The 21,476-nt window shown below is 45.5% G+C and carries 17 protein-coding genes and 3 pseudogenes; 6 read left to right on the top strand and 14 right to left on the bottom strand.

Annotated elements, in window-relative coordinates:
* Window positions 1-24: 24 nt before the first annotated feature.
* The 3 genes from uxuA to RE628_RS05330 form a co-directional block, all read right to left on the bottom strand.
* A complete protein-coding gene (gene uxuA, locus RE628_RS05340; RefSeq protein ID WP_309157758.1) occupies window positions 25-1,095 on the bottom strand; it encodes a mannonate dehydratase in 1,071 nt (356 codons plus the stop codon).
* A gap of 197 nt (window positions 1,096-1,292) precedes the next feature.
* A complete protein-coding gene (locus tag RE628_RS05335) occupies window positions 1,293-1,733 on the bottom strand; it encodes a GNAT family N-acetyltransferase (RefSeq protein ID WP_309157757.1) in 441 nt (146 codons plus the stop codon).
* Window positions 1,734-1,849: 116 nt separating this feature from the next.
* The gene (locus RE628_RS05330) at window positions 1,850-2,020 is read right to left on the bottom strand and encodes a hypothetical protein (RefSeq protein ID WP_309157756.1); all 171 of its coding nucleotides are present in this window, start codon (window positions 2,018-2,020) and stop codon (window positions 1,850-1,852) included.
* A 155-nt stretch (window positions 2,021-2,175) separates the two neighbouring features.
* Between RE628_RS05330 and RE628_RS05325 the strand changes: the two genes are divergently transcribed.
* Genes RE628_RS05325 through RE628_RS05315 form a run of 3 tightly spaced genes read left to right on the top strand, consistent with a single transcriptional unit; the run spans window position 2,176 to window position 3,844 of the window.
* The gene (locus RE628_RS05325) at window positions 2,176-2,589 is read left to right on the top strand and encodes a hypothetical protein (RefSeq protein WP_309157755.1); all 414 of its coding nucleotides are present in this window, start codon (window positions 2,176-2,178) and stop codon (window positions 2,587-2,589) included.
* Window positions 2,544-3,227, top strand: a complete 684-nt coding sequence (locus tag RE628_RS05320) for a cache domain-containing protein (RefSeq protein ID WP_309159374.1) — start codon at window positions 2,544-2,546, stop codon at window positions 3,225-3,227. Before RE628_RS05325 ends, RE628_RS05320 begins: the two co-directional genes overlap by 46 nt.
* Window positions 3,206-3,844 carry a GGDEF domain-containing protein gene (locus RE628_RS05315; protein ID WP_309157754.1) on the top strand — a complete coding sequence of 213 codons (639 nt, stop codon included), beginning with the start codon at window positions 3,206-3,208 and terminating at the stop codon, window positions 3,842-3,844. Before RE628_RS05320 ends, RE628_RS05315 begins: the two co-directional genes overlap by 22 nt.
* A gap of 4 nt (window positions 3,845-3,848) precedes the next feature.
* Here the strand turns inward: RE628_RS05315 and RE628_RS05305 are convergent.
* The 3 genes and pseudogenes from RE628_RS05305 to RE628_RS05295 all read right to left on the bottom strand — a co-directional run bounded on the left by RE628_RS05305 (window position 3,849) and on the right by RE628_RS05295 (window position 8,955).
* Window positions 3,849-7,261: pseudogene (locus tag RE628_RS05305) on the bottom strand (carbohydrate-binding protein).
* Window positions 7,213-7,827 (bottom strand): discoidin domain-containing protein, encoded by a 615-nt coding sequence (locus RE628_RS05300; RefSeq protein ID WP_309157749.1) that lies wholly within the window; start codon window positions 7,825-7,827, stop codon window positions 7,213-7,215. Before RE628_RS05300 ends, RE628_RS05305 begins: the two are co-directional and overlap by 49 nt.
* Before the next feature lie 246 nt (window positions 7,828-8,073).
* On the bottom strand, window positions 8,074-8,955 hold the full coding sequence (locus RE628_RS05295; RefSeq protein ID WP_309157748.1) for a LysR family transcriptional regulator: 882 nt from the start codon (window positions 8,953-8,955) through the stop codon (window positions 8,074-8,076).
* Between the two features lie 129 nt (window positions 8,956-9,084).
* Between RE628_RS05295 and RE628_RS05290 the strand changes: the two genes are divergently transcribed.
* Window positions 9,085-10,311, top strand: coding sequence for an amidohydrolase (locus RE628_RS05290; RefSeq protein ID WP_309157747.1), 1,227 nt, complete (start codon window positions 9,085-9,087; stop codon window positions 10,309-10,311).
* Window positions 10,312-10,359: 48 nt separating this feature from the next.
* The gene (locus RE628_RS05285) at window positions 10,360-11,559 is read left to right on the top strand and encodes an amidohydrolase (RefSeq protein ID WP_309157745.1); all 1,200 of its coding nucleotides are present in this window, start codon (window positions 10,360-10,362) and stop codon (window positions 11,557-11,559) included.
* A 76-nt stretch (window positions 11,560-11,635) separates the two neighbouring features.
* Here RE628_RS05285 and RE628_RS05280 read toward each other — a convergent pair whose 3' ends face one another.
* From RE628_RS05280 to RE628_RS05250, 7 genes and pseudogenes are all read right to left on the bottom strand, one after another.
* Window positions 11,636-13,780 (bottom strand): S-layer homology domain-containing protein, encoded by a 2,145-nt coding sequence (locus RE628_RS05280; protein WP_309157744.1) that lies wholly within the window; start codon window positions 13,778-13,780, stop codon window positions 11,636-11,638.
* Window positions 13,755-14,204, bottom strand: coding sequence for a hypothetical protein (locus RE628_RS05275; RefSeq protein ID WP_309157743.1), 450 nt, complete (start codon window positions 14,202-14,204; stop codon window positions 13,755-13,757). The genes RE628_RS05280 and RE628_RS05275 overlap by 26 nt, the downstream gene beginning before the upstream one ends.
* Window positions 14,205-14,337: 133 nt before the next feature.
* Entirely contained in the window at window positions 14,338-15,789 is a 1,452-nt protein-coding gene (locus tag RE628_RS05270) for a S8 family serine peptidase (RefSeq protein WP_309157742.1), read from the bottom strand.
* The gene (locus tag RE628_RS05265) at window positions 15,753-16,739 is read right to left on the bottom strand and encodes a protease inhibitor I9 family protein (RefSeq protein WP_309157741.1); all 987 of its coding nucleotides are present in this window, start codon (window positions 16,737-16,739) and stop codon (window positions 15,753-15,755) included. Before RE628_RS05265 ends, RE628_RS05270 begins: the two co-directional genes overlap by 37 nt.
* A 283-nt stretch (window positions 16,740-17,022) precedes the next feature.
* Window positions 17,023-17,919: a copper amine oxidase N-terminal domain-containing protein gene (locus tag RE628_RS05260; protein ID WP_309157740.1), complete on the bottom strand. Its 897-nt coding sequence runs from the start codon at window positions 17,917-17,919 to the stop codon at window positions 17,023-17,025.
* Window positions 17,920-18,192: 273 nt separating this feature from the next.
* Window positions 18,193-18,539 (bottom strand): annotated as a pseudogene (locus tag RE628_RS05255) (hypothetical protein).
* Window positions 18,540-18,613: 74 nt separating this feature from the next.
* Window positions 18,614-19,078: a DinB family protein gene (locus RE628_RS05250; RefSeq protein ID WP_309157739.1), complete on the bottom strand. Its 465-nt coding sequence runs from the start codon at window positions 19,076-19,078 to the stop codon at window positions 18,614-18,616.
* Between the two features lie 296 nt (window positions 19,079-19,374).
* Between RE628_RS05250 and RE628_RS05245 the strand changes: the two genes are divergently transcribed.
* Window positions 19,375-20,541, top strand: a complete 1,167-nt coding sequence (locus tag RE628_RS05245; RefSeq protein ID WP_309159373.1) for a tyrosine-protein phosphatase — start codon at window positions 19,375-19,377, stop codon at window positions 20,539-20,541.
* Window positions 20,542-20,632: 91 nt separating this feature from the next.
* On the opposite strand, the pseudogene RE628_RS05240 reads toward RE628_RS05245, so the two are convergent.
* A pseudogene (locus RE628_RS05240) lies at window positions 20,633-21,408 on the bottom strand (nucleotidyltransferase domain-containing protein).
* Window positions 21,409-21,476 lie beyond the last annotated feature (68 nt).

Below are 21,476 nucleotides of genomic sequence, written 5' to 3'. Positions count from 1 at the left end.
GAGACGAATAACAAATGATTCGAATTACCGATTCTTCTCTCGCTCCAGAGAATCCCACACACCCCATAAATACATAATGCCTAGTGCGCGATCATATAGCCCGTACCCCGGGCGACACTTCTCTCCCCACAAATGACGGCCGTGGTCAGGGCGAGCATAACCAGTGAATCCATTCTCATGATAAGCCTTAACAACATCGGTGATGTCAACGGAGCCATCCTTAGCCCGATGCGAAGTCTCGATGAAGTCTCCATTATCGTATACACGTACATTACGGATATGAGCAAAAGGAATGCGATCTGCATAGGTACGAATAATATCCGCAACATCATTATCACGGCTTGAGCCCAAGGAACCGGTACACATTGTTAGTCCGTTGGATGGGCTGTCGACGAGGTTCAGCATTCTACCGATATTCTCTTTATTCGTAATAATACGCGGCAGGCCAAAGATCGAGTATGGAGGATCATCGGGATGAATCGCCATTTTAATGCCACTAGCTTCAGCCACCGGAACAATCTCCTGCAGGAAATATTTCAAGTTCGCCCACAGATCCTCTTCTGACACCTGCTTGTAAGCTTCAAACAGTTCACCTAAATGCTCCAAGCGCTCTGGCTCCCAGCCTGGCATAGTTATTTCCGAAGTGTAGCTCTCCATCCTGCGTACCAGCTCGAACGGGTCAATGTTGTCTACAATCGCTTTCTCGAAAAAGAGTGCGGTTGAGCCATCCTCCAATTCCTTAAACATATCTGTACGTGTCCAGTCGAATACCGGCATAAAGTTGTAGCAAATTACCTTAACGCCAGCCTGCCCCAGTTTCTCAATCGTGCGCTTATAATTTTCTATATATTTGTCGCGCGACGGCAGCCCTAGCTTGATATTCTCATGTACATTCACGCTCTCTACGACATTGATGTGAAAGCCATGCTTCTCAATATAAGCTTTCTCAGCCATGATTCGCTCCATCGGCCATTCTTCGCCTGCAGCCAAATCATGCAGAGACCACACGATACCCTCCACCCCCGGGATTTGCCGTACCTGATCCAGCGTCACCGAGTCATTGCCTTGCCCATACCACCGGAATGTCATCTTCAAGATTATTTCCTCCTCAACAATGTTCACGTGTGCAAAAATGATAATAAAGTGTTGCTTAAAACCTATTATTGTCCCCCGAAGCGTGTAAGTCAACAGGATTTACAACAAGACAGGGACCATCCTTAAGCCGATTGGAAGGCTCTTCGAGATGGTCCCTGTTCTAAGGCGACATATATAATGTCTCTGCCTTAACGATACTATTTCCCTTTGTACATTTGAACGTAGTCGAGCTGTTTATATCCTTTGTTCTTATAGATATTGATGGCGCGCTCGTTCCCTTCCTCAACCTCAAGGCGGATTCTGGCCGCTTTCCCTTTATAAGCCTCTTCGATAAAATCCATATATTCCTTGCCAATGCCTCTGCCCTGGAACTTCGGAAGAATGTAAATCTCCTCCACCCATACAACTAGGCCACCGGCTTCGTTCGAATAAGTGATCGAGAGCAGAGAATATCCCGCTTTCTCCCCATCGCATTCAAAGATATAACCGTCAATATAAGGGCTACCGGCCATTAGCTCATCGAAGGTCTTCCGTATGAAGCTCTCTGGAATGCTGTGCAGCACCGCTTCTGAGTGATAGAACTCATTGGACATTTCAACGAAAGCTTCTCTGTCTTTTTGTTCCATTTTTCTAATCATCGTTCTGTACCTCTTCGCTAGTATTTGGTAAACATACCCGTCCATCTATTATATTCGACGTATATGTTGGAATCAAATGGATGCTTCTCCGTTTTACCGTAGAACACAAATGCTCCCTATATCGGAAACAGTTCCTCCTTGTCGCCGATTTCTTTCCTGCACTGTTTGCACAGGCCTCTGACAACCCCAAAGTTGTTGGCATAGAATATCAGCTTCTTCGCCTGCTTACAACGGGAGCATTTCTGAGCTTGCTTGTTCTCCTTATTCTTGGCGAACCAGTTCCTCATTCAAGGGCCCTCCTTCATTCCGGGAATCCCCATCCATAATAACATGAATTTGCCTTGACTATATTCCTAGCATGCGCACTGTTATATAATAGGTTAAGTATTTCTAATAGGGCATGATTGTCCTCTACATCATATTTAGCAGGCGGGATGAGGCTTTGAAACTTAATATCAAAAAAGGGATTACTCTCCGGTTTACTATTTCGCTACTAGTTATCGGGGCGATTTTGCTTACGATGCTAACCAGCATTACATCTGCTTTACAGGTTAATCGTACTTCCTTGATCGACAATTATTTAGATAAAAATGAATCCTATTCTAAGAAGCTGGCTTCCAACACAGATGAGCTATTGAAGACGATGCAGGAGAACATCGAAGCAATTGCCTCCATTTCAGCGCGCGACAGCGAGGTGGATCCTCAAATGCTTGATGATCTCTATCAGGCCAATAGCGAATATTTTAACTCTATTATCATTGCGGATGCTAACCGAGTAGTGGAGGGTTATAGCCCGCAGAACATTGGCTTATTGGTTGGGACAAGCTCACCTCTCAGCAGAGCCAACAAGCGGTAGATACGAAAAAGCCTTTTATTTCTGAACCTTATCGAACAACGAAAACGGACCGGATGATTATCCTCGTATCTGCTCCGATTGTAGACAAATCAGGAACATATAAAGGATACGTGGGAGGAACGATCTATCTGGAGGAAAAAAATGTGCTGAGTACGATGCTCAGAGAACATTTTTTTGGAGACGGTTCTTATGTGTATGTTGTAGACAAAAAAGGAGATTTGATCTTTCATTCGGAACAAGAGCGGGTAGGGCAGCATGTTATTAAGAATGAAGCGGTAGAGAAGGTAGTCTTGGGTCAAAGCGGTTCCCAGAAGGTCACGAATTCTCTAGGTAAAGATTTCTTAGTAGGCTATGCATATGAACCTAACAGTTCCTGGGGAATCATTTCACAGACGCCATATGAGGTGATAAACCAACCGCTACAACAATTAGTCAAAAGAATGCTGGTATATGCAATGCCGTTCCTGTTGTTGATTCTGGTCATTGGCTGGTGGGTCGCAAGTCGGATCGCCAAGCCGCTGAATACACTAGCGCAAATCTCGGATGAAGCGATTCTGAATCCCGTGCCTGCCCGAACATTCCAGACATCCATTCCTACTACTATGAGGTCAGCCTTTTGTCAAAAAGCGTTAAGATAGCGCTACAGAGTATGAATCGAGATCTAACGAATTTGAGACACGAAGTCAACATTGACGAACTGACCGGCCTGGTCAACCGGAGAGGATTCGACAGCCTGATGACCGACTGGATAGAGAGCAAGAACTCCTTTGCTCTGGTTCTGTTTGATATCGACCACTTCAAGAAAGTGAACGATACATACGGACATGTCGTTGGCGATGCAGTACTGCGCTATTTAGCGCAGCAGATGCAGCAGCTCTCCTCCAATGAAGACGTAGCTTTCCGCTACGGAGGCGAGGAGTTTGGCATCTTGATCAGGCATTACGACCTTGGTAGAGCCAAAGCTCTGGCAGACCGACTGCGCGAACAGCTTGCCACAACGATAAGCCCGACCGGCCAATCGATTACAGTCTCTGCAGGTATCTCGACGTTCCCAGTACATGGCCAAACCGCCGAGCAGTTGATCATGCGGCGGACGAAGCGCTGTACTATTCCAAAGAGAACGGCAGAAACCAGACTACCGTATTTACGATTAAGGAATTGCAAGAATCTAGCCGCTAGCGTAATTGAGATATTCGAGCCTAAAAAATACAGGTGCAGCGCAAAGTTTGCGCTGCACCTGCTGTTTTATATCTAAGCCATCACCAATTGTTCCCAGATACTCTGTTCACCGTGAAGTTCGGACTCTTATCCTCGCCGTAAATCGCTCGAACGCCTGGATTATTCACCTTCACATTCGTAAAGCTAGCTTGGCCGTAGACTGGACCCTGCCCTTGTTCCGCACTGACCACGAGCTTGATTCCGTAGCGGGTCGGGTTGTTGATGTTAACATTTTCAATGCGGACATTCTGCATCGGCAGATTCTCTGGCGATTTCGTCTGGAACATCAGACCGAAGTATACGGGATTGTTAATATCAACGTTCTTGACCAGTATGTTCTTAAAGGCCCTGTCTGCGCCAAAGAACCATATAGCCCCAAAGTTCTGGTATTCGTTAATTTTGTCGTCTGCGCCGACACTGGTCCAGAAATCTCCACCTGTTCTGTCCAAAGTTACGCCGTCAATCACTGTATCCTTGTCGCCGAAGCCTAAGGTGTTGTATCCGAAGCTCAAGCTGCTGATCGTAATTCCCGGATAAGTCAGTGTATCCGCACCATAGAGGTTCTGGAACAGGTTGTCAGAACCGCCGTATACCGCGAATGCCGCTGCACGTCTGACACAGGTTGCCGTCAAGTTGGTGTACTTGTTGCCGATATTATAAGAACCGCCGGCATCAATTGCACTGAACAAGGCAAAGGAATCGTCCCCGGTTCCCCGGGCATAGTTGTTGTCGATGACATTATAGGAGGAACCATTCGTCATGTTGATTCCATCTGCGAACAAATTTTTGATTCGATTATTCTTAAATGTGTTATTGGAAGAGTTAACGCCCCAATACAAGCAGATGAAATGCTCGACCCAAAGATTCTGAAGGGTTACATTCTTCATTCCGTTGCCATCGATAAACTTACCAGGACCATCCACTCTGTAGACATAGTTCCCCATGCCGACAAATCACGAATCGTTGATCCATCCGCCGTAGAGCTAATATTGAAGCCGACATTGGTATTCGTTTGATTCTTCGGAGCTACCAGCTTCGTATGCCACGGACCTGCGCCAATAATCTCCGTTGCTCTTCCGTATAAAAATATCTTGCTATTAATCGTCCATTCGCCTGCAGGAATGAATATCCCCTTCTTGGTCTGATCCTGTCTAAATTCGTTCAAAGCCTGCTCGATGGATTTACTCGCTGAGACCTCGACATACTTGCTAGGATCAGGGTTAGACGCTGGTGGAGCAACATTTTCTGTCTCCAGTAGATCGACATAGATCCAAGGTACGTCTCCGGTATCCTTTTGGATCTTGATCTTCGTTCCAGCTGGGTACACTTCATTCAGCAGCAGCTGGGAATCTTCATAGAGCCAGTAAGCAGTTAAGCCAGATCCTGGCTGATTGTCATATCCCAACTGGCCCAGTGTGCTTGGAGTCGCATATACATGAGAATACTTGGAGGTCACCGTAAAGCTGCCTTTCTTCACATCATTCGCATAAATGCTAACGGTTCCCGTTGTATTCTCGGCCACGGAGCTGCGTAGCACAAATGCGTTGGCCGGGGAAGTCAGCGTGAACTCCACATATTTTCCCGTTCCATCCAGGTAGACGGCCGATCGGCCAGAGGCCTCGCCCGCATAGTCTCCAGGCTTGAAGTTCGGAGCTAGAATAGTTCCATTCGTCTTGTTCGCAGGAGATTCCGCCTCAATGATCGTAAACGGCATATTTGCGCCGCGTCCGATGTAGAAGCCTGTTGTAACGCTATTATTGTTCTGCTTTGCTGGAATTTCATTGGCATCTGCGGCAACCGTAGCTGTCACAGAATAATTACCGTTTGCAGCAGTCCATGTACCCAGCGATACGTTAGCCGAGCCCCCTGCCGAAATGCTGCCGTTATAGTTGCCGTTCAAGGAACGTATTGTATTCCCTTGGCTATCCTTAAGCAGAAGTGTAACGGCGTGCGTTCCACTGGAGCTAGCGATATTCCCCTGATTCTTCAAATTTACAGAGAAGGTCACCGTATCTCCAGCGCTAGGGTTGCCTGGCGACCAGACTGCAGCTGGAACGAGATCGGAGCTTGGAACCTCACTTACAACGAGAGGAGTCGGATTTGTAAAGCTGTTGTTCGTCTTGTCCCACTCCACAACCGTGTTGCTTTCATCAACGACAGCCTTGACTGTATAGGAAGCGGCCGTCTTAGCGCCAATGTTCACCGATACATTCTGGGAGGCACCTTGAGCTAATGCGCCAACGGTGGCAGTTCCCGCCAAAGCGTTATTTAAATAGAAGTTAACCGTTGTTGCTGGTGAAGATGCTGTTCCGACATTCTTGACAGCTGCCGTTAAAGTAATTGTTGCAGTCTCGTTCGGCGAAGTAGGACTCCACGATAAACCGGAAACCGTAAGATCTGGACTTGCGGCTGGCGTACCCAGGATCTGAAATTCTGCCACCTGGCCAGCTGAAGAGCCCGTGTTGCTAGTGAAAACGAGACGTATATCCGCAGTGGTTGCCGTAACCGGAATCGTCACCGTATTACCTGTAGCCGGATTGAACGTATACGCTGTAGCAGAGACCAGATTGACGAAGCTGGAAGCACTCTGCTCCCGCCCAAGCACTTGAATCGTCTGTGTCCGTGTACCCCACTCAGAGGATGGATTCAGCTTAAGCACTATAGAGCTAATATTTGCATTCGCTCCCAAACTAACGGTTAACTGATTCGGATATGCGTTAGGAGCTCCCTCCCAATAGGTCGTGATGTCGCCATCGTTAGCATTGGTTGCAACGTAGGTATGAACTGTAGAGGAAGCCGTGATTGGCTTGTTCAAGGCCAGATTGCTGCCTCCGGTAACTTCTCCAACACGTGTAACGGAGTTGCTTCGTGGGGAAGCATTACCCGCGGCATCCTTAGCAATGACATAATATGTGACGGTAGCCGTGGAAGGTTGATTGTCCGTAAAAGTAAGAGTTGAACCATTCACCGTACCTCGAAGCTGATCGTTAGCGTAAATCTCATAGCTCTGGACACCCGTACTTCCTGTAGATGCATTCCAGGTTAACAGAATGGTTCCAGACACCGGCTGTGAATATGCCAAATTACTAGGTGCAGTCAGCGGCTGAGTGCCCGTATCACCTAATTTGAAATTAATCCAATTGATATTAAAACTAGGACCTCCCGCATACACTCGAAGCGTCTGTAGGCCTTGGGTTAACGTTACCGTTGCCGTAACGGTCTGCCAATTTTGCCAGCCTCCAGTGTTAGGAACTGTGGTTGTCGCTAGTGTTGTCTGCCCGGAACGAAGCTGAATTTGACCTGTATTCGTGTTACTAGCGATCCGATATTCAACGGTGTAGGTTCCCGACTCCGCCACATTAACGGAGTAATCCAGCCAATCGCCTGCATCGATCCAACCGACATTCAAGCCACCGCCAGTATCGGAGGTGGGCTCCGTCTGTACGCCTGACATGGCATCCCAATCTTCAGCTTCAATTTTGCCGGGATCGGTTTGGCCGTCGGCGCAGAAGCACCATACACCTCAAGTTCAGACAATTGAGCCGCGGGCCAGCCTGTATTAGCTGTAAAAAGAACTCTTACATATTGCGTATTCGTTGTAGGGAAATCAATTGAGACTGAATTGCCTGTAGAGGGATTAAATGTGTAAGCTGCAGAATTGACGATATTGAAGAAGTCCGTGCCGTTCGCACTACCTTGAATGGACAAGGTTTGTGTTCTTGTCTCCCAGCTTGCCGGAAGCTTGAGCACGACTTGTGCAACATTCACTGAGCTACCAAGAGAAATCTGGATCCATTGCGGAAATGCATTGTTCGTACTCTCCCAATAGGTTCCTTGATTCTGGTCCACAACATTACTAGCCACGTATACATCCGCATAACCACTGGCGGTTACACTTTTGCCCGCCGCAAGGTTTGGACCTGTTGCAGCAGAAGCTTCGATATTAAGTCCGAGACTGGAAAAGAAGGCCGAGAAAATAATAGACGCCATCAACAACCAAGCGACAAACCTATTTCGCATCTTGTTCCTTCCTCCTAACCGAGTAATAATGTAAATCACTCCCTCCGGACACTACGACAAATCTAATCCGATTGTTAGCGCTTTCGATACTGTGATTAATTATTTGGTCATCCCTCCATTTTCTGTAATAATAATTGGTGCAATTTAATTTTAATTCTACATTTTGGAAATCATAAGGTCCGATTCAACACTTGTTATGTCCATTTCTATGGACTTGCTCAACTCGTCATATAAACATAATCTAGCTTAAGAGATTTCGTCTCTCAGCATTTCAACGAAATTCTGTGCCGCCTTGGACAGGTAATGATGCTTGTTCCAGATCAACCCAACAGAAGTGGACAAACCATTGCCGATGATCTCATAAGCTTGTATCGGATAACCCGGATGGCGCCGTAGTACAGTCTCGGGAACAATCGAAGCCGCGAACTCGGAAGTCACCAGATCAAGCAGCAGGGGAATATCCGAGCATTCTCCAATGAGATTCGGCTGCAATTGATGCCGAGAGAAGGCCTCAATAATCGAATAATGTACACCCAGACCTTCTGTGCTGGGAAGAATAAGCGGATAGCTATGGATATCGGCGAGTGAAACCTCTTCCCGGTCATGCAGTGGCTGCTGCGCGGAAGTGATGAAATAGAACGGCTCAGTATGAAGATGCAGAACAGAGAAATGCTCCAGCTCTAGCGGCAAGCGGATAATCGCCAGCTCTACGATGCGCTCCTCTACTAATTTGCATAAATGAGACGACTCATTTTGCTGGATTCTATAAGTGACCTTGGGGTACAGTTCTTTAAACCGTTGCAAAATATCCGGTAAGCCATCGACCGAGAAAGTATTAATACCGATCGTCAGCCTCCCATTCACTCCATTGCCCACCTCCTTCACTTCCAGCTTGGCCTCTTCCAAAAGCTGTGTCATTTGCAGGGCATATTTATATAGCGCCTTGCCCGCCTCTGTCATCTCCAGGGACTTCCCACCCCTCTCCACTAACCTTGAGCCAAGCTCCTCCTCCATCGCTTTCAATTGCTGGCTTAACGGTGGCTGAGACATATGGAGCCGATCCGCTGCCGCAGAGATTTTTCCTTCTTCTACAATCGCAATAAAATAGCGCAACTGTCTGATATCCATTCTTCGACATCTCTCTTCTGTGAAATTTGGTATATGATAAACCTTCAGAAAACTAATTTTATTAATATTATTCATATAATTATCTCTATGTTAGCATATCGGTATACAAAAACAGAGGAGGCTGAGAGAATGACCGATCATGCCTATTGGCTGATGAATGTACGGTTGGAAACCGGATATCACTATGAAGGCGGCACAGTTATAGGGACTGAGACCGATATTTTTCATATTCAAATTCGCGGTGGGCTTATATCGGCCATTGTTCCGGCCGACACTCCGGTGGAAACTAAGTTACCTAAGCGGGAAGCACATCAGCATCTGTTACTCCCTGCATTCAGGGATATGCATATCCATCTAGATAAGACTTATTATGGCGGACCCTGGAAAGCACCAACAATTCCTGCAAGAGGCATCCTGACCAGGCTAGAGGAGGAAAAGGAACTGCTCCCACGCTTGCTGCCAGTGACAGAGGAACGGGCGGGCAAGCTACTGGACTTGCTGCTTCAAGCGGGTACAACCCATATCCGTTCGCATTGCAATGTAGATCCTATCATCGGCCTGAAAAACCTGGAGGCGATGCTTAAAATAACAGAGGCTTACAAAGATAAAGCTTCCATCGAAATTGTCGCTTTTCCCCAGCATGGATTGCTGCGTAGCGGCTCTGTTCCGCTCGTAAGAGAAGCGCTTCGTAATGGAGCCTCCCTCGTAGGCGGCGTGGATCCCGCGACGCTGGATGAGAATATAGAGAAATCGCTGCAGACGATCATGGAACTGGCCGTTGAAGCCGATGCGGATATCGATCTGCATCTGCATGATCCAGGGCATCTGGCCATTTTCACCTATAAACGTCTGGCCGCGCTGACCGAAGAAGCTGGTTGGCAGGGAAGAGTGACGCTCAGCCACGCTTTGGCTCTTGCCCACATCCCACATCAAGAAGCCGCAGAGGTTGCGGAACTGCTTGCGTATCAAGGGATATCCATCACTTCTTCAGTTCCATTAGGAAGAACAATCCCGATTCCCCTTTTGCATGAAAAGGGCGTAACTGTCTCGCTTGGCGATGACAGCATAACCGATCACTGGTCCCCGTTCGGGAAAGGTGATGTGCTGGAGAAGGCCGGTATATTGGCTGAACGCTTCAATCTGAGCGATGAACGATCGCTAGGACAAGCTCTGAAGTTTATTACCGGGGGCATTACCCCTCTTAATGAGACAGGACAGCAGGTATGGCCGCAAGTTGGCGATACTGCCAATATCGTTCTCGTAGATGCAAGCTGTTCCGCAGAAGCAGTTGCACGGCGGGCGAGAAGAGTAGCCGTGATCCATCAAGGAAATCCGGTAACCGTTCTTTATAAATAAATCCGTATATTCAGATGAATTTGAATGACTACGAGAGGATGAACAAAGATGAGTTCAACATTTTGGCTGACGAATGCCCGGCTGGAGAGCGGCTTTGAGACGGAGCAGGGTGTTGTCACGGGTACACGGACAGAGCTATTCCACTTGTTAATTCAAGACGGGATCATCGCGAAGATTATACCTTCCAGCGAGGTCATCCATGATGGGCTGCCGCAAAAAGATGCTAAGCAGATGCTGATTCTACCTTCTTTCATCGAAAAGCACTGCCATTTGGACAAGACGCTGCTGGGTGATCGGTGGAGAGCTGTTACTCCGGTAAGAAGTATATTCGAACGACTTGAAATCGAAAAGAAAACCCTCCCTGCCGTGGAGACGCCTACAAAACAACGCGCAGAGAAGCTGCTTGATATTTATCAGAGATCCGGCGTTACTCATGTGCGCACCCATGTCGATATTTATCCGGAAATGGGCCTGAAGAATTTGGAGACGGTGAAGGAAGCGCTGCATACCTTCGAAGGCAAACTATCGCATGAGATCGTCGCCTTCCCGCAGCATGGATTATTTGCATCCAAAGATTTGCTCAGAGAGGCGCTGCGCCAAGGGGCAAGCTTCATCGGCGGGGTGGATCCGGCAACGGTAGACGGAGATATCGAATCCTCACTGCAGCTCATGGTTGAGTTGGCCGTTGAGGGCAATGCCGGAATTGATTTGCATCTGCATGATCCTGATCACTTGGGTGTGTTTACGATGAAGAGACTAGCTCAGTTAACGAAGGAAGCGGGCTTGCAAGGCAAAGTTTCCGTTAGCCATGCCTACGCGCTCGGAGATATCACCCTTGCCCAAGCCGAAGCAATGGCTGAAATTCTAGCGGACGCAGGAATCTCGATTATAACAAGTGTACCGATCGACCGGAAATTCCCGCCTGTCGGCCTATTGGATCAGAAGGGTGTGTCGGTCTCTGTCGCTTGCGATAATATCTTTGATGTCTGGTCGCCTTTCGGTAATGGAGACATTCTAGAACGGGCTGGTCGTTTGGCTGAGGTGTCCGGTTGGGTGGATGAGCGCGCATTGGCAAAGACGCTCTCGTATATTACAGGAGGACGGACCCCGCTTAACTACCAAGGGGAACAGGTCTGGCCGCGAGTTGGGGATGAAGCGAGCCTCGTCGTAGTTGAAGCTTCCTGCTCCGCCGAAGCAGTAGCTAGAAGATCGAAGCGGATCGCTACGATGTTCCGGGAGAAGTTGTAGCTGGTGAGCTGTAAATATAGAAAAGGAACTGCCGGAGGCTTGCACCCCTGGCAGTTCCTTTTGTTTTTGCACGATTTTATTTCGTGTATCCTTTGAAAATACGATATACGACTACTGCGGCTTCAGCACGGGTTGTATTCTCCTGTGCAGCGAAGTGAGTCTCGCCTCGGCCTTGCATTATACCGAGTGTAGCTACCTGCGCGACAGCATCCTTCGCCCAGGATTGAATCTGTGCCTGATCAGCATAGCCTGGGAGAGAAGCTCCCTTGCCTTCAGTTATGCCCAAATGCTGCAGAACTCTGGACAAGATGACCGCCATCTCTGCACGGGTAATGTTCTGGTTCGGCGCAAATGTATTGTTGGCGTAGCCATTAATTAATCCAGCCGATACTGCGGCCTGAACCGCATCATAGTACCAGTTTTCGGACTGGACATTGCTGAACTGAGTTTCGCTATTTTCACTCTTACCAAGCTCCAGGGCCCTCACTAATAAGGAGATGAATTCAGCCCGTGTCACTTGCTTGCCTGGCGTGTACTGATCTGCACTCGTTCCCGTAATGATATCCTTGGAAGCGAGCACTTCAATTTCATTAACCGCCCATGGATATTTCGCCTTTGTTACGTCTGTAAAGGCGATGTTCTTAGCCATGAACATATAGCGGCTGAAGCTGTTCAGATGGGCGACCACTTTGCCGTCGACCAGGCGGGCTGTACGTCCGCTTAATTGACCGTTCTCACCGATCTTGAACAGATTGATCTTCTCACCGTTGAAGTCACCAGCATTCAATGCTTCCAATGGTATGGATACTTCTGCTGGCTTGCTGAAGACGATATTTTCGAGTACTTTTCCATCCTTGTCCAGGATCGCGAAGTCATAGTATACTCCGAAAGCCTTAATCGTAGATCCTAATTGTAGTCCCTTCAATAAAGCTTCGGTATCCTCCTTGGAAGCAACACTTCCTTGAACAAATGCAGCATCAGCCGAGCTGATTGCACCTGCCGGAATTGTTACAGTCAAGCCGCCCGGAAGCTTCAGAACCGTAGGTTCGCCTGCTTTGATTGCTTCTTTGACAACTCCTTCAGCTGTAGGAGTTGTTGGTTTTGTTGGCGTTGTTGGCGTTCCACCACTGCCGCTACTACCACCGTCGCCTCCGCTGCTGCCCGAGCTCGACTCGGTTACATTAACATTAACAGTTACCTTCAAACCATCATACGTAATATCAATATTCGTGCTGCCTTTTTGCTTGCCTGTTACTTCACCTTTTTGCACCGTAACAATATTAGCATCGCTTACAGCATATGTCGCATTCTCGGTTACGTCTGTCACCGAACCGTCTAAATCTTTATAAGTGACAGCTAATTTCTTACTATCACCCTTCTTCAGGGATAGGGTTTCTGGAGTAACCTGAAGTATTCTGTTGAAGTGCTCCAAAACAACAACAGCAACAGTTACCGACAGACCTTCATACGCAACATGAATAGTAGTGAAGCCTTTCTGTTTGCCTGTTACAATGCCTTTCTGCACCTCGACAATATCGGGATTGTTTACTGTGTATGTCGCATTCTCGGTAACGTCTGTCACCGTACCGTCTGAAGCTTTATAGGAAACCGTTAATTTATCCGTATCACCCACCTCCAAGCCTAACGAAAGAGGGGTTACAGAAAGCTCAGCCTGTTGAACTGTTTCAACCGTTAGCTCAACTGTATCGTTCACATCAACAGGAATTTCATAGCCATCTCGGTCCAGCAGAACTAAATTCTTAATTACAAAGGTATAATGGCCTGCTGGAATTTGTTTGATGGTAAAGTTAGCTAATGAACCTTTGCCAGTATAGCCATTAACTTCATTTAAACTTGTAAAGAACTCATATCTGTTCAAATCTCCACTATGATCATAAACTACGGCCGTAACAGTGAGCTCTTCATCCGGGTTATTCTTCACCTGATGCTCCTTCAATTCCGCGCTTTCAGATACACTAATATCAGCTAACTCCTTGCTGTATAGTAAATCAAATTTTGCTGAGTAAACTGCAGATGTAACTGAGAAGTTAATACTGAGATTAGCATCGCCATTCTCCTGCACCTGTGAAGGCGTCAGAACAGGTGTCACATTATTATCTAATGTATAATTCACGATATGCGCCGGATGTATCATCCCGTTGCCAGCAATATCATACACATAAATCTCAAAGGAGTTATCCCCTGGTATCACCTGGTACATTGATAGAAAAAGTTCCATCATCATTCAATTGACCGTCTATCTCCTGATCTTCACCGTTACTATCTAAATAAACCGCAGCAACACCAATCAAATCGCTTAATGGGCTATTAAACAACCCCTTTAAATCCATTAACAGACTGCTAGTAACTCGTCCAGAGATCGTTCCTACATTTTTGCTAACAACAATTGCTGGGTTGTTCAATTTAGATACTGGAGCTTTTGTATCAATAACGAAAGGAATAATTTGGGATTCTACGGGTTCGGGGTCATCCACTAAGCTACCTGCAAATGGCACTAATAAATATCCGTTATCTGGTAGTTTGATTGTCTTGCCAGATGGTGAGACTACTAATCCATTCCAGCCTCGGACTATATAATTACCTGGGTCAACACCTTGATCTTCTTCAAGGATCGTCCCTGCCATTTACCCTGTAACGAAAATACATCTAACGAAAAATATTCAGTGTACTCATTAATAGCAAATTTAATATCGCTCGTATCGTAAATTCCATCTCCATTTGGCGAGAATACATCTGGATCCAACTCCAAATCAGTTACTACATCGATTTGGGAGCTTCACCAACATATACCGCGATCGGCAGTTGAATGACATGACCGTCTGCTTCTTCCAAGATCAGTTCACCTTCGTAACGTTTGTCATCAGCTGAAGCCGGAGCAGTAGCTGTAACCGTAAAGGACTCCTCCCCACCTGCGGATACATTAACTGTATCCTTCGATACCGTTAATGTAACTGGTGAACTGCCATACCACTTCGTGTTGATCGTATAAGACGAGTCGACGCCTACAATATCCTTAACAATTACCGTACGATCTGCGCTCTCTCCATAATCGATATATCCGTAGGAAAGGCTGCCTGTATAGTGAGTCGTTTCTGCACTCCCATTAACAGCATTTGTCTTGGCTTCAACTTCGGCTACAGCCTTTGCTTCCAGCACTTGATTCAAAGCAACCCGGCCCGCGCCTTGATCCATATGGGTATACCAGTTGCCGTCACGGTCGATCATCTTCACGGTGTTATTCATAAGCAACGATTTAATGTCATAAACGGACAAATCAGGGTACTTCGCTCTCAGCAACGCTGCCGATCCAGCGATATGCGGAGCTGCCATACTAGTTCCATTCTCAGCCTCATACCAGCCTTCATAATCGGTAACACTGGAGCGAATACCAATGCCCGGTGCAGAAATATCCGGTTTCACGGCATAAGATGGTCTGGAAGGACCACGTGAGCTAAAGCCTGCGACAGTATCCTGTTCAAACCCAATCTTGAAATTCACCTGCAAACTAGGATCTTCATCAAGCTTGGACTTAATTTTTTCACCATATGTGCCTGAGAGAGTATAAACTGGAATTGTGATATTAGAGTTTCCTAATGTTACGCTCTCCAGCGCCTCTGGCGAATTGTTATAAACAATTGCACCTGCAGCACCTGCTTTAATTGCATTTACTGCTTTTTCTTCAAAACTAAAACTACCGCGTTTAATAAAAGCTATTTTTCCTGTTAAGTCTTTTCCAGTATAATCTCCTTCTGCTCCTAACCCGACAAAGACCAGTTGATAATTATTTGTTAAAGTTTCAATATCCTTCGATTTATCGAAGGAATCTAGCTTATACTCGTCGCTCTCTCCGAGGATCGTCATAATCGGGGTCACTAGCGGCGGTTTCGATGCTCCAACGGAAATGGCCAGTTCTGCCGTACCCGGGTCGGTTACTGTAGCTTCAGCTGGACCGCTGTTACCGTTAGATACAACAGTAATTGTTCCTGCAACCATCGCGTTGTTGACGGCTACGGAATCTGCCGATCGCTCGTTGTTACTCTCTGAGCCAAGCGACATGTTAATTACATCCATCTTTTCAGCTACCGCTCTCTCAATCCCTGCAATAACATCCTCTGTTGAACCACTGCCGTAAGGTCCCAGTACCTTATATGCATGAATTTCAGCTCCCGGAGCTACACCCATAATACCTGGTTGGTCATCTGTTCCCACACCACGACCTGCAATAATTCCAGAAACATGGGATCCATGTGAAGTCCAATACGGCTTGCCCGTTTTGGATCGGTTTCAGGTATAGTAGGATCATTGGCATGTGCTTTTACATATTCATCGTGCGTCGTTTCATACGGATCGTTATCATTATTAACGAAATCAAATCCAATATTATCTGGATCTACTGTGCCTTTAAGATCAGGATGATCGTAGGCAATACCGGTGTCAATAACCCCTACCTTGATTCCCTGACCTTTGATGCCATCATTCCAGAAGGCTTCGCTTCCAATAAACGGGACGCTTCCTACCGGAGCAGAAGCAGCTGCACTTCCTCCTGAATCCTCCGTAGCATATACGGTATTGTTCGGATAGATTGCTTTTACACCAGGGATGTTCAGCAAATCTTCCACTTGATCCGCAGCAATTTTCAGCGAGAATCCATTGAATACATTGGAGTACTCACGATTAATATCAACGTGCAGTTTACTTTTCGCTGATTTTCTGAAGTTTTGCTGCTCTGTCTTCACTTGCAATTGATGTGAAATAACAGACGTGCCAATCTTCAAGTTTTTTTGACTGGCTTCAAAAACTTTCACTGGCTCGGATTGTAATTCTACGATGACGGAAACAAGCTCTGTACTGTCTGAGAGGGGAACATAGTTGTGTGGTTGAATCGCTGCCTTGTCGAGGGTGTCTATCTTTTCAATTTGCAGTCCATTGGCCTGCCGGTTCGCTGATTTCAGTGCACCCGTCTTAGACGGCTTCTCCAGCGTTACGTTCTGATCCAATTTGCTCATATCAAGCGATATAGCCGACGGATCTAACTTCGAAATGATCTTCTGGACTCCGCCCGTATCTGGCGAATTGCCTTCCTGCGCTCCCACTGCTGGCAATATTAGCGTGAAGGCTAATAAGAAGCTCAGTAAACTACCAATAATTCTCCTCTTCAAGCGCTCTCATCTCCCTCAAAAAGTTTTGTATGCGCTAACAAAGTTGTATTTTATAGTAACTTCTATATTTCCTACAATTCCCCTCTTTTTATTACAACTAAATTTATCGGGATAATATACTAAAATCCGACTGCACTCTGCTTATCTAGCTATTAAATGAGCTTGATCCTTGTCTAAATTTGCAAATCGAGATTTTACTAGACATATTCAGACAAAAAAAGCCCAAGTAAGATAGGAGATTTGATCCCTAACTTACTTGGGTTATTGATAATGATGTCAATTATTAATTAATACTGAAACCGCTGAGAATATAAGTTCCATCTGACAAGGTAACAAATTTGAAAGAAACCTTGATTAGTCCAGTATAATTAAATCCTTCCGGGTTGAAGGAATAGGTAAAGCTTGCTGAAGTATCCGACTTATCAGTTTCTGGGTCCTGGATATTAGACACAGTTAGGTTCTTTAAAGCACTGCTATAATCACTAAGTGTTGACTTGTCATTAGCATCACGACTTCCATCAACCTTTTGTTTTAAGAGATCCTTTGAAAATTGTTTCCCTGGAGCGTTGCTCTTTGTATAATCCTTCTCAGTTACATGCGCGTCAACATAAGCGTTCAATTCACTCATGTTTCCTGTTTTTAAAGCATCTGCATATAATTTAATGACCTTAATAGATTCCTTTGCCAGTTCATCCTTCGCTGTATTCACATTAAAATCTTTCTTATATGTAAATACGCCAGATCCCATGCTGCTAGAAGAGGAACTGCTCGAGCTGGAACTGCTGCTGGAACCCGGGTTAGCAGATCCGGTATTGCTGCTAGTATTATTCGAGCTACTGCTTCCATTATTCTGTCCATCTTTATATGGAATGCCCTCATTTCCACCATTGCTATTAATAGTGATCTTCTGAGCACTTCCATTCCAGTTCACTTCAGCGCCAAGCGCTTCGGAAACGGCACGCAGAGGAACATATGTAGAGCCATCATAGACGAGAGCCGACAGCTTCTTGCCATCTGGATCACGTGGTGTCCAGGAGGACCCATCCAATTCAAACGTAATATTATGGTTCAGAGCAGCCTGAATCTTCTGAATCCCCGTTGCCGCTCCTACTGTGATAGCTGAAGATAACAAGCCACATGCGACCAATGATGCGACGAAAACCTTCTTTTTAATCCTCATAATTCTCCTCCATTTGATAATATTGTAAATCAACATACAAAAATATACCATGAACCCTTCTATTTCCCAAGACATTTTTTGCTACTTTCATCCTATTTTCGACATTAACATGAGAGTGTTATGTCGGAATCGAACACTCATCATAGATCAAGAAACCTATCAAACTTAAAGATGTACTCTATCATTTCATTACTAAGTTCCCATGACTCTAATATTATATATGTAAAAAAAGTCCAAGCTATTAGGGGCAAGCGCCCCTCGCTTGGACTTCCATTATTTCTTGTCTACTTGTAGCAACGTTATATTTTTCAGTGAAAAAGTATCTCTTATGCTCTCCTCGGAAATAACCTTCAGCTTGATTAAGCTTGTTACTTTAGACGGATCTGCCTTAGATAGCATACGCCACACTTCCGGATCCGGCAGCGCCTCATACAGCCTCAGATCATCGAACTCTTTGCGTTCTTGCTGCACCAGCTTCACTTTATAGTTCCCGATCTCCAGTGAAGTTGCGCCCTGCTCATTGCAGTGGTTGATAATCTCCCCCGCAATCCAGCTAATTGCTGCTCGATCTCCTTCTGCTGCTGTTTGAGCTGGTAGTATTGCTTCACTACTTTATCCATTCGCCTCACTCTCCTCCACACATATATATGTAGAGACAGCGAAATTAGGACGAACATAAATTCTACACCTTATGTTATTTAACCGTTTGAAGGTATTTCATTATTTGTTCTTCATGATGCTTGTCATGACCAATAAACATTTCTTGTAAAAAAGTTTCCAACGTATACGTACTATTATGAAATTGTCTGATAAATGCTGATTCAGAAACCATATTGAGTTTTAATATCAATTGTTCACGTTGGGTAATTGCTTCTTTTAGCAAATCATGTGGTTTCATTTTTCTACCGAAAATAACGGATCCTTCGTTAAATGCCTGTACATCGTGATGTTCTTCAAGCTTTACTTCATCATTGTTAATAATCTGATCAAGTGTCTTAATAAAGTTTTTGTCCCAACCCATAATATGACTGATAATGTCCTGAATCGACCAATTACCGACTATTTGTTTGCTAAGAACATCATCAGAGTAAGGGGTCAAGTTAGAAATAAAAACTGTCAATCTTTCTAAGTCCTTAGAAACATCAGTAATCGTTGCCATAACAAATTCCTCCAAATTAATAGTTTTGAAATCGATGCAAAGCACATTGAGTCAGATAAATGAACACCAATCGACTCATCCAATTTTGATTTCCGGATACGCTCGATTCATCCTAAATATAGAACAAGTGTTCGTGAAATTCAAATATCAATACTAAGGTTGAACTTCTAATTAAACGAGGCAAAATTAAGTCGTTCGTGTATTCCTTACGTTCCTCTAACATACTTTAATACTCTTCAAATACTGAAGGGAAATAATAAAGTACTAGAATTCAACAGAATAGAGGGACTTATTTGATGAAAGTATCGACTCGTATTTGTACGTTAACTATGCTCGCTCTTGTGATAACTTCAGGTGCTGTGCTTCAGGAAGTACAGGCTAAGTCTAGTCCAAATAAGGCGACAGTTCAAAAGTCTATTCATACTTCTACTACACAAACCCAGGGTAAATTTACTCAGGCTTCGGTAGAGTATACGAAGGATAGAAAATATATTATTCGTTGGAAAACCGATCGCGATCTTGGCGCGGCAAAAGTATATTGGAGCACATCGCCAGATGACATTCTGAAGAATGGAAAGGTACTTGCCCATACTTATACACAATTTAACGGATATGTTACATCAGATCCAGCACCCGGCCAGCGGGTTTATTTTGCCGTTAAAGGTGGCAATGGTGCTGTGATCACAGTTGCTGAACGTGAGGTCAGACTCGAAGGGGTAATTAACTTCCGCGACCTGGGCGGATATGTAACCTCGGATGGACGTCACGTGAAATGGGGCAAATTATTCCGTTCTGGAGAGTTGGAAGGATTAACAGCTACAGGGAAGAAACAAGCCGAACAACTGGGACTTCACACGATTGTAGATTACCGAACCAATAGTGAGGTTGAAGCGAAGCCTGATCCTGATATTTCCAAGGCACGGTATGTTCGCCTGCCTGCGGTGAAGGAACAAGAGGGTAGTAATGGCACTGACCTGAATAAACTGATTGCATCAGGTGACTACAGCTCTCTAGGAAAACCTGGGGAAATGCTTGTCCAAGCCAATAAGGATCTCGTTGATGCACCGGATGCTTACGTAAAATTACTGGAGATAATGAATGATCCAGCTAACATAGGGCTTGTGCAGCATTGTACGGCAGGCAAGGACAGAACGGGTCTGGGATCAGCTATTATTCTGCTAACATTAGGTGTTTCCAAAGAGACTGTGATGCAGGACTATTTATTAAGTAACGTGTATCGGGCAGAGGCGAATCAACGGACAGTAGATGCAATGCGTAAAGTGATTCAAGATAAGGATGCGTTGGAATCCTTTAAAGCTCTTCTGGATGTACGCAAGGAATATTTGCAAGCAGCATTCGATATGATGGAGAAGAATTACGGTTCTATAGATGCATTCATTGAGAAAGGTCTTGGAGTATCTCCACAAGAGAGAGCCAAGCTGCAATCTATGTATCTGGAATAGAAGCTGTGAAGCCAAACGTTCAGCGAGACCTGCCGATGACCGGTCTTTTGGTATTCTCTCATTTGACCCATTGAACTTTGAAAATAGATGCTCATCCAACATCCCATACGTTCTGCAAATACTTCCGATACAGCCCGTCCAGAAGCTCTGTTGGATCTTCAAGTTCGGCTTGTACCGATTTGGCATACTCGGTTATATGCTCAATCTCCCGTTCAACAAATTCGTTGATAACATCAACCCGCTGCTCAAGATTTAGTTCTTCTCCAGCTAGTTTTCTGCTCAGTAAATCCTCAATGGCTTCCCGCAGCTGTGGCTCCGTCACCAGATCCCGAACCAGCTCCTGAAACAAAATCGGCGGACTCGTATTGTATTTCTCAATCCATTGGCAAGCAAGAATCGGCCTAAGCACGTAGAAGTATTTTTTGATCTTTACCTGCTCGCCCTGTAGATATTCCCGGAAATTCCCCTTCGCCATATGTAGATAGTGATAGACCGAAGCTTGGGGAGAGAAGACATGATCTCTTAGCGCAAGCAACTCTTCTTGAACCCATAGGCCTGATAGTACTGGATATCCGACACGAGCCACTCCATAAGAGCCGGATTCGATTTACGGAATAGCTTCAACGCTTTTCTGATGTCCCAGCCATTGATATCTAGCAGTTCATTAATCGGAAGCTCAATCACATCCCGTTTCTCATCAATAGACAAGTACCATTCTGGCCGATGAATATAGACGAACCGCACATCATAGTCACTATCTTGCGACGGAAATCCCCAAGCCCGGCTGCCCGATTCCACGGCAAACAAAACCTTGACTTGGTGCTCCTGCTCGATTTTCAAAATTTCGTCCACAATAATCTGTTTCATAATAAACCGCCGCCTCCGATCTCCTGCAAATAAGACGTTCCAGTTCCATCAAGCTATGAATCACCAGC

Source organism: Paenibacillus sp. D2_2 (assembly GCF_031199965.1).
Taxonomy (GTDB): domain Bacteria; phylum Bacillota; class Bacilli; order Paenibacillales; family Paenibacillaceae; genus Fontibacillus.
This window is presented reverse-complemented; position numbering and strand designations above follow the sequence as displayed.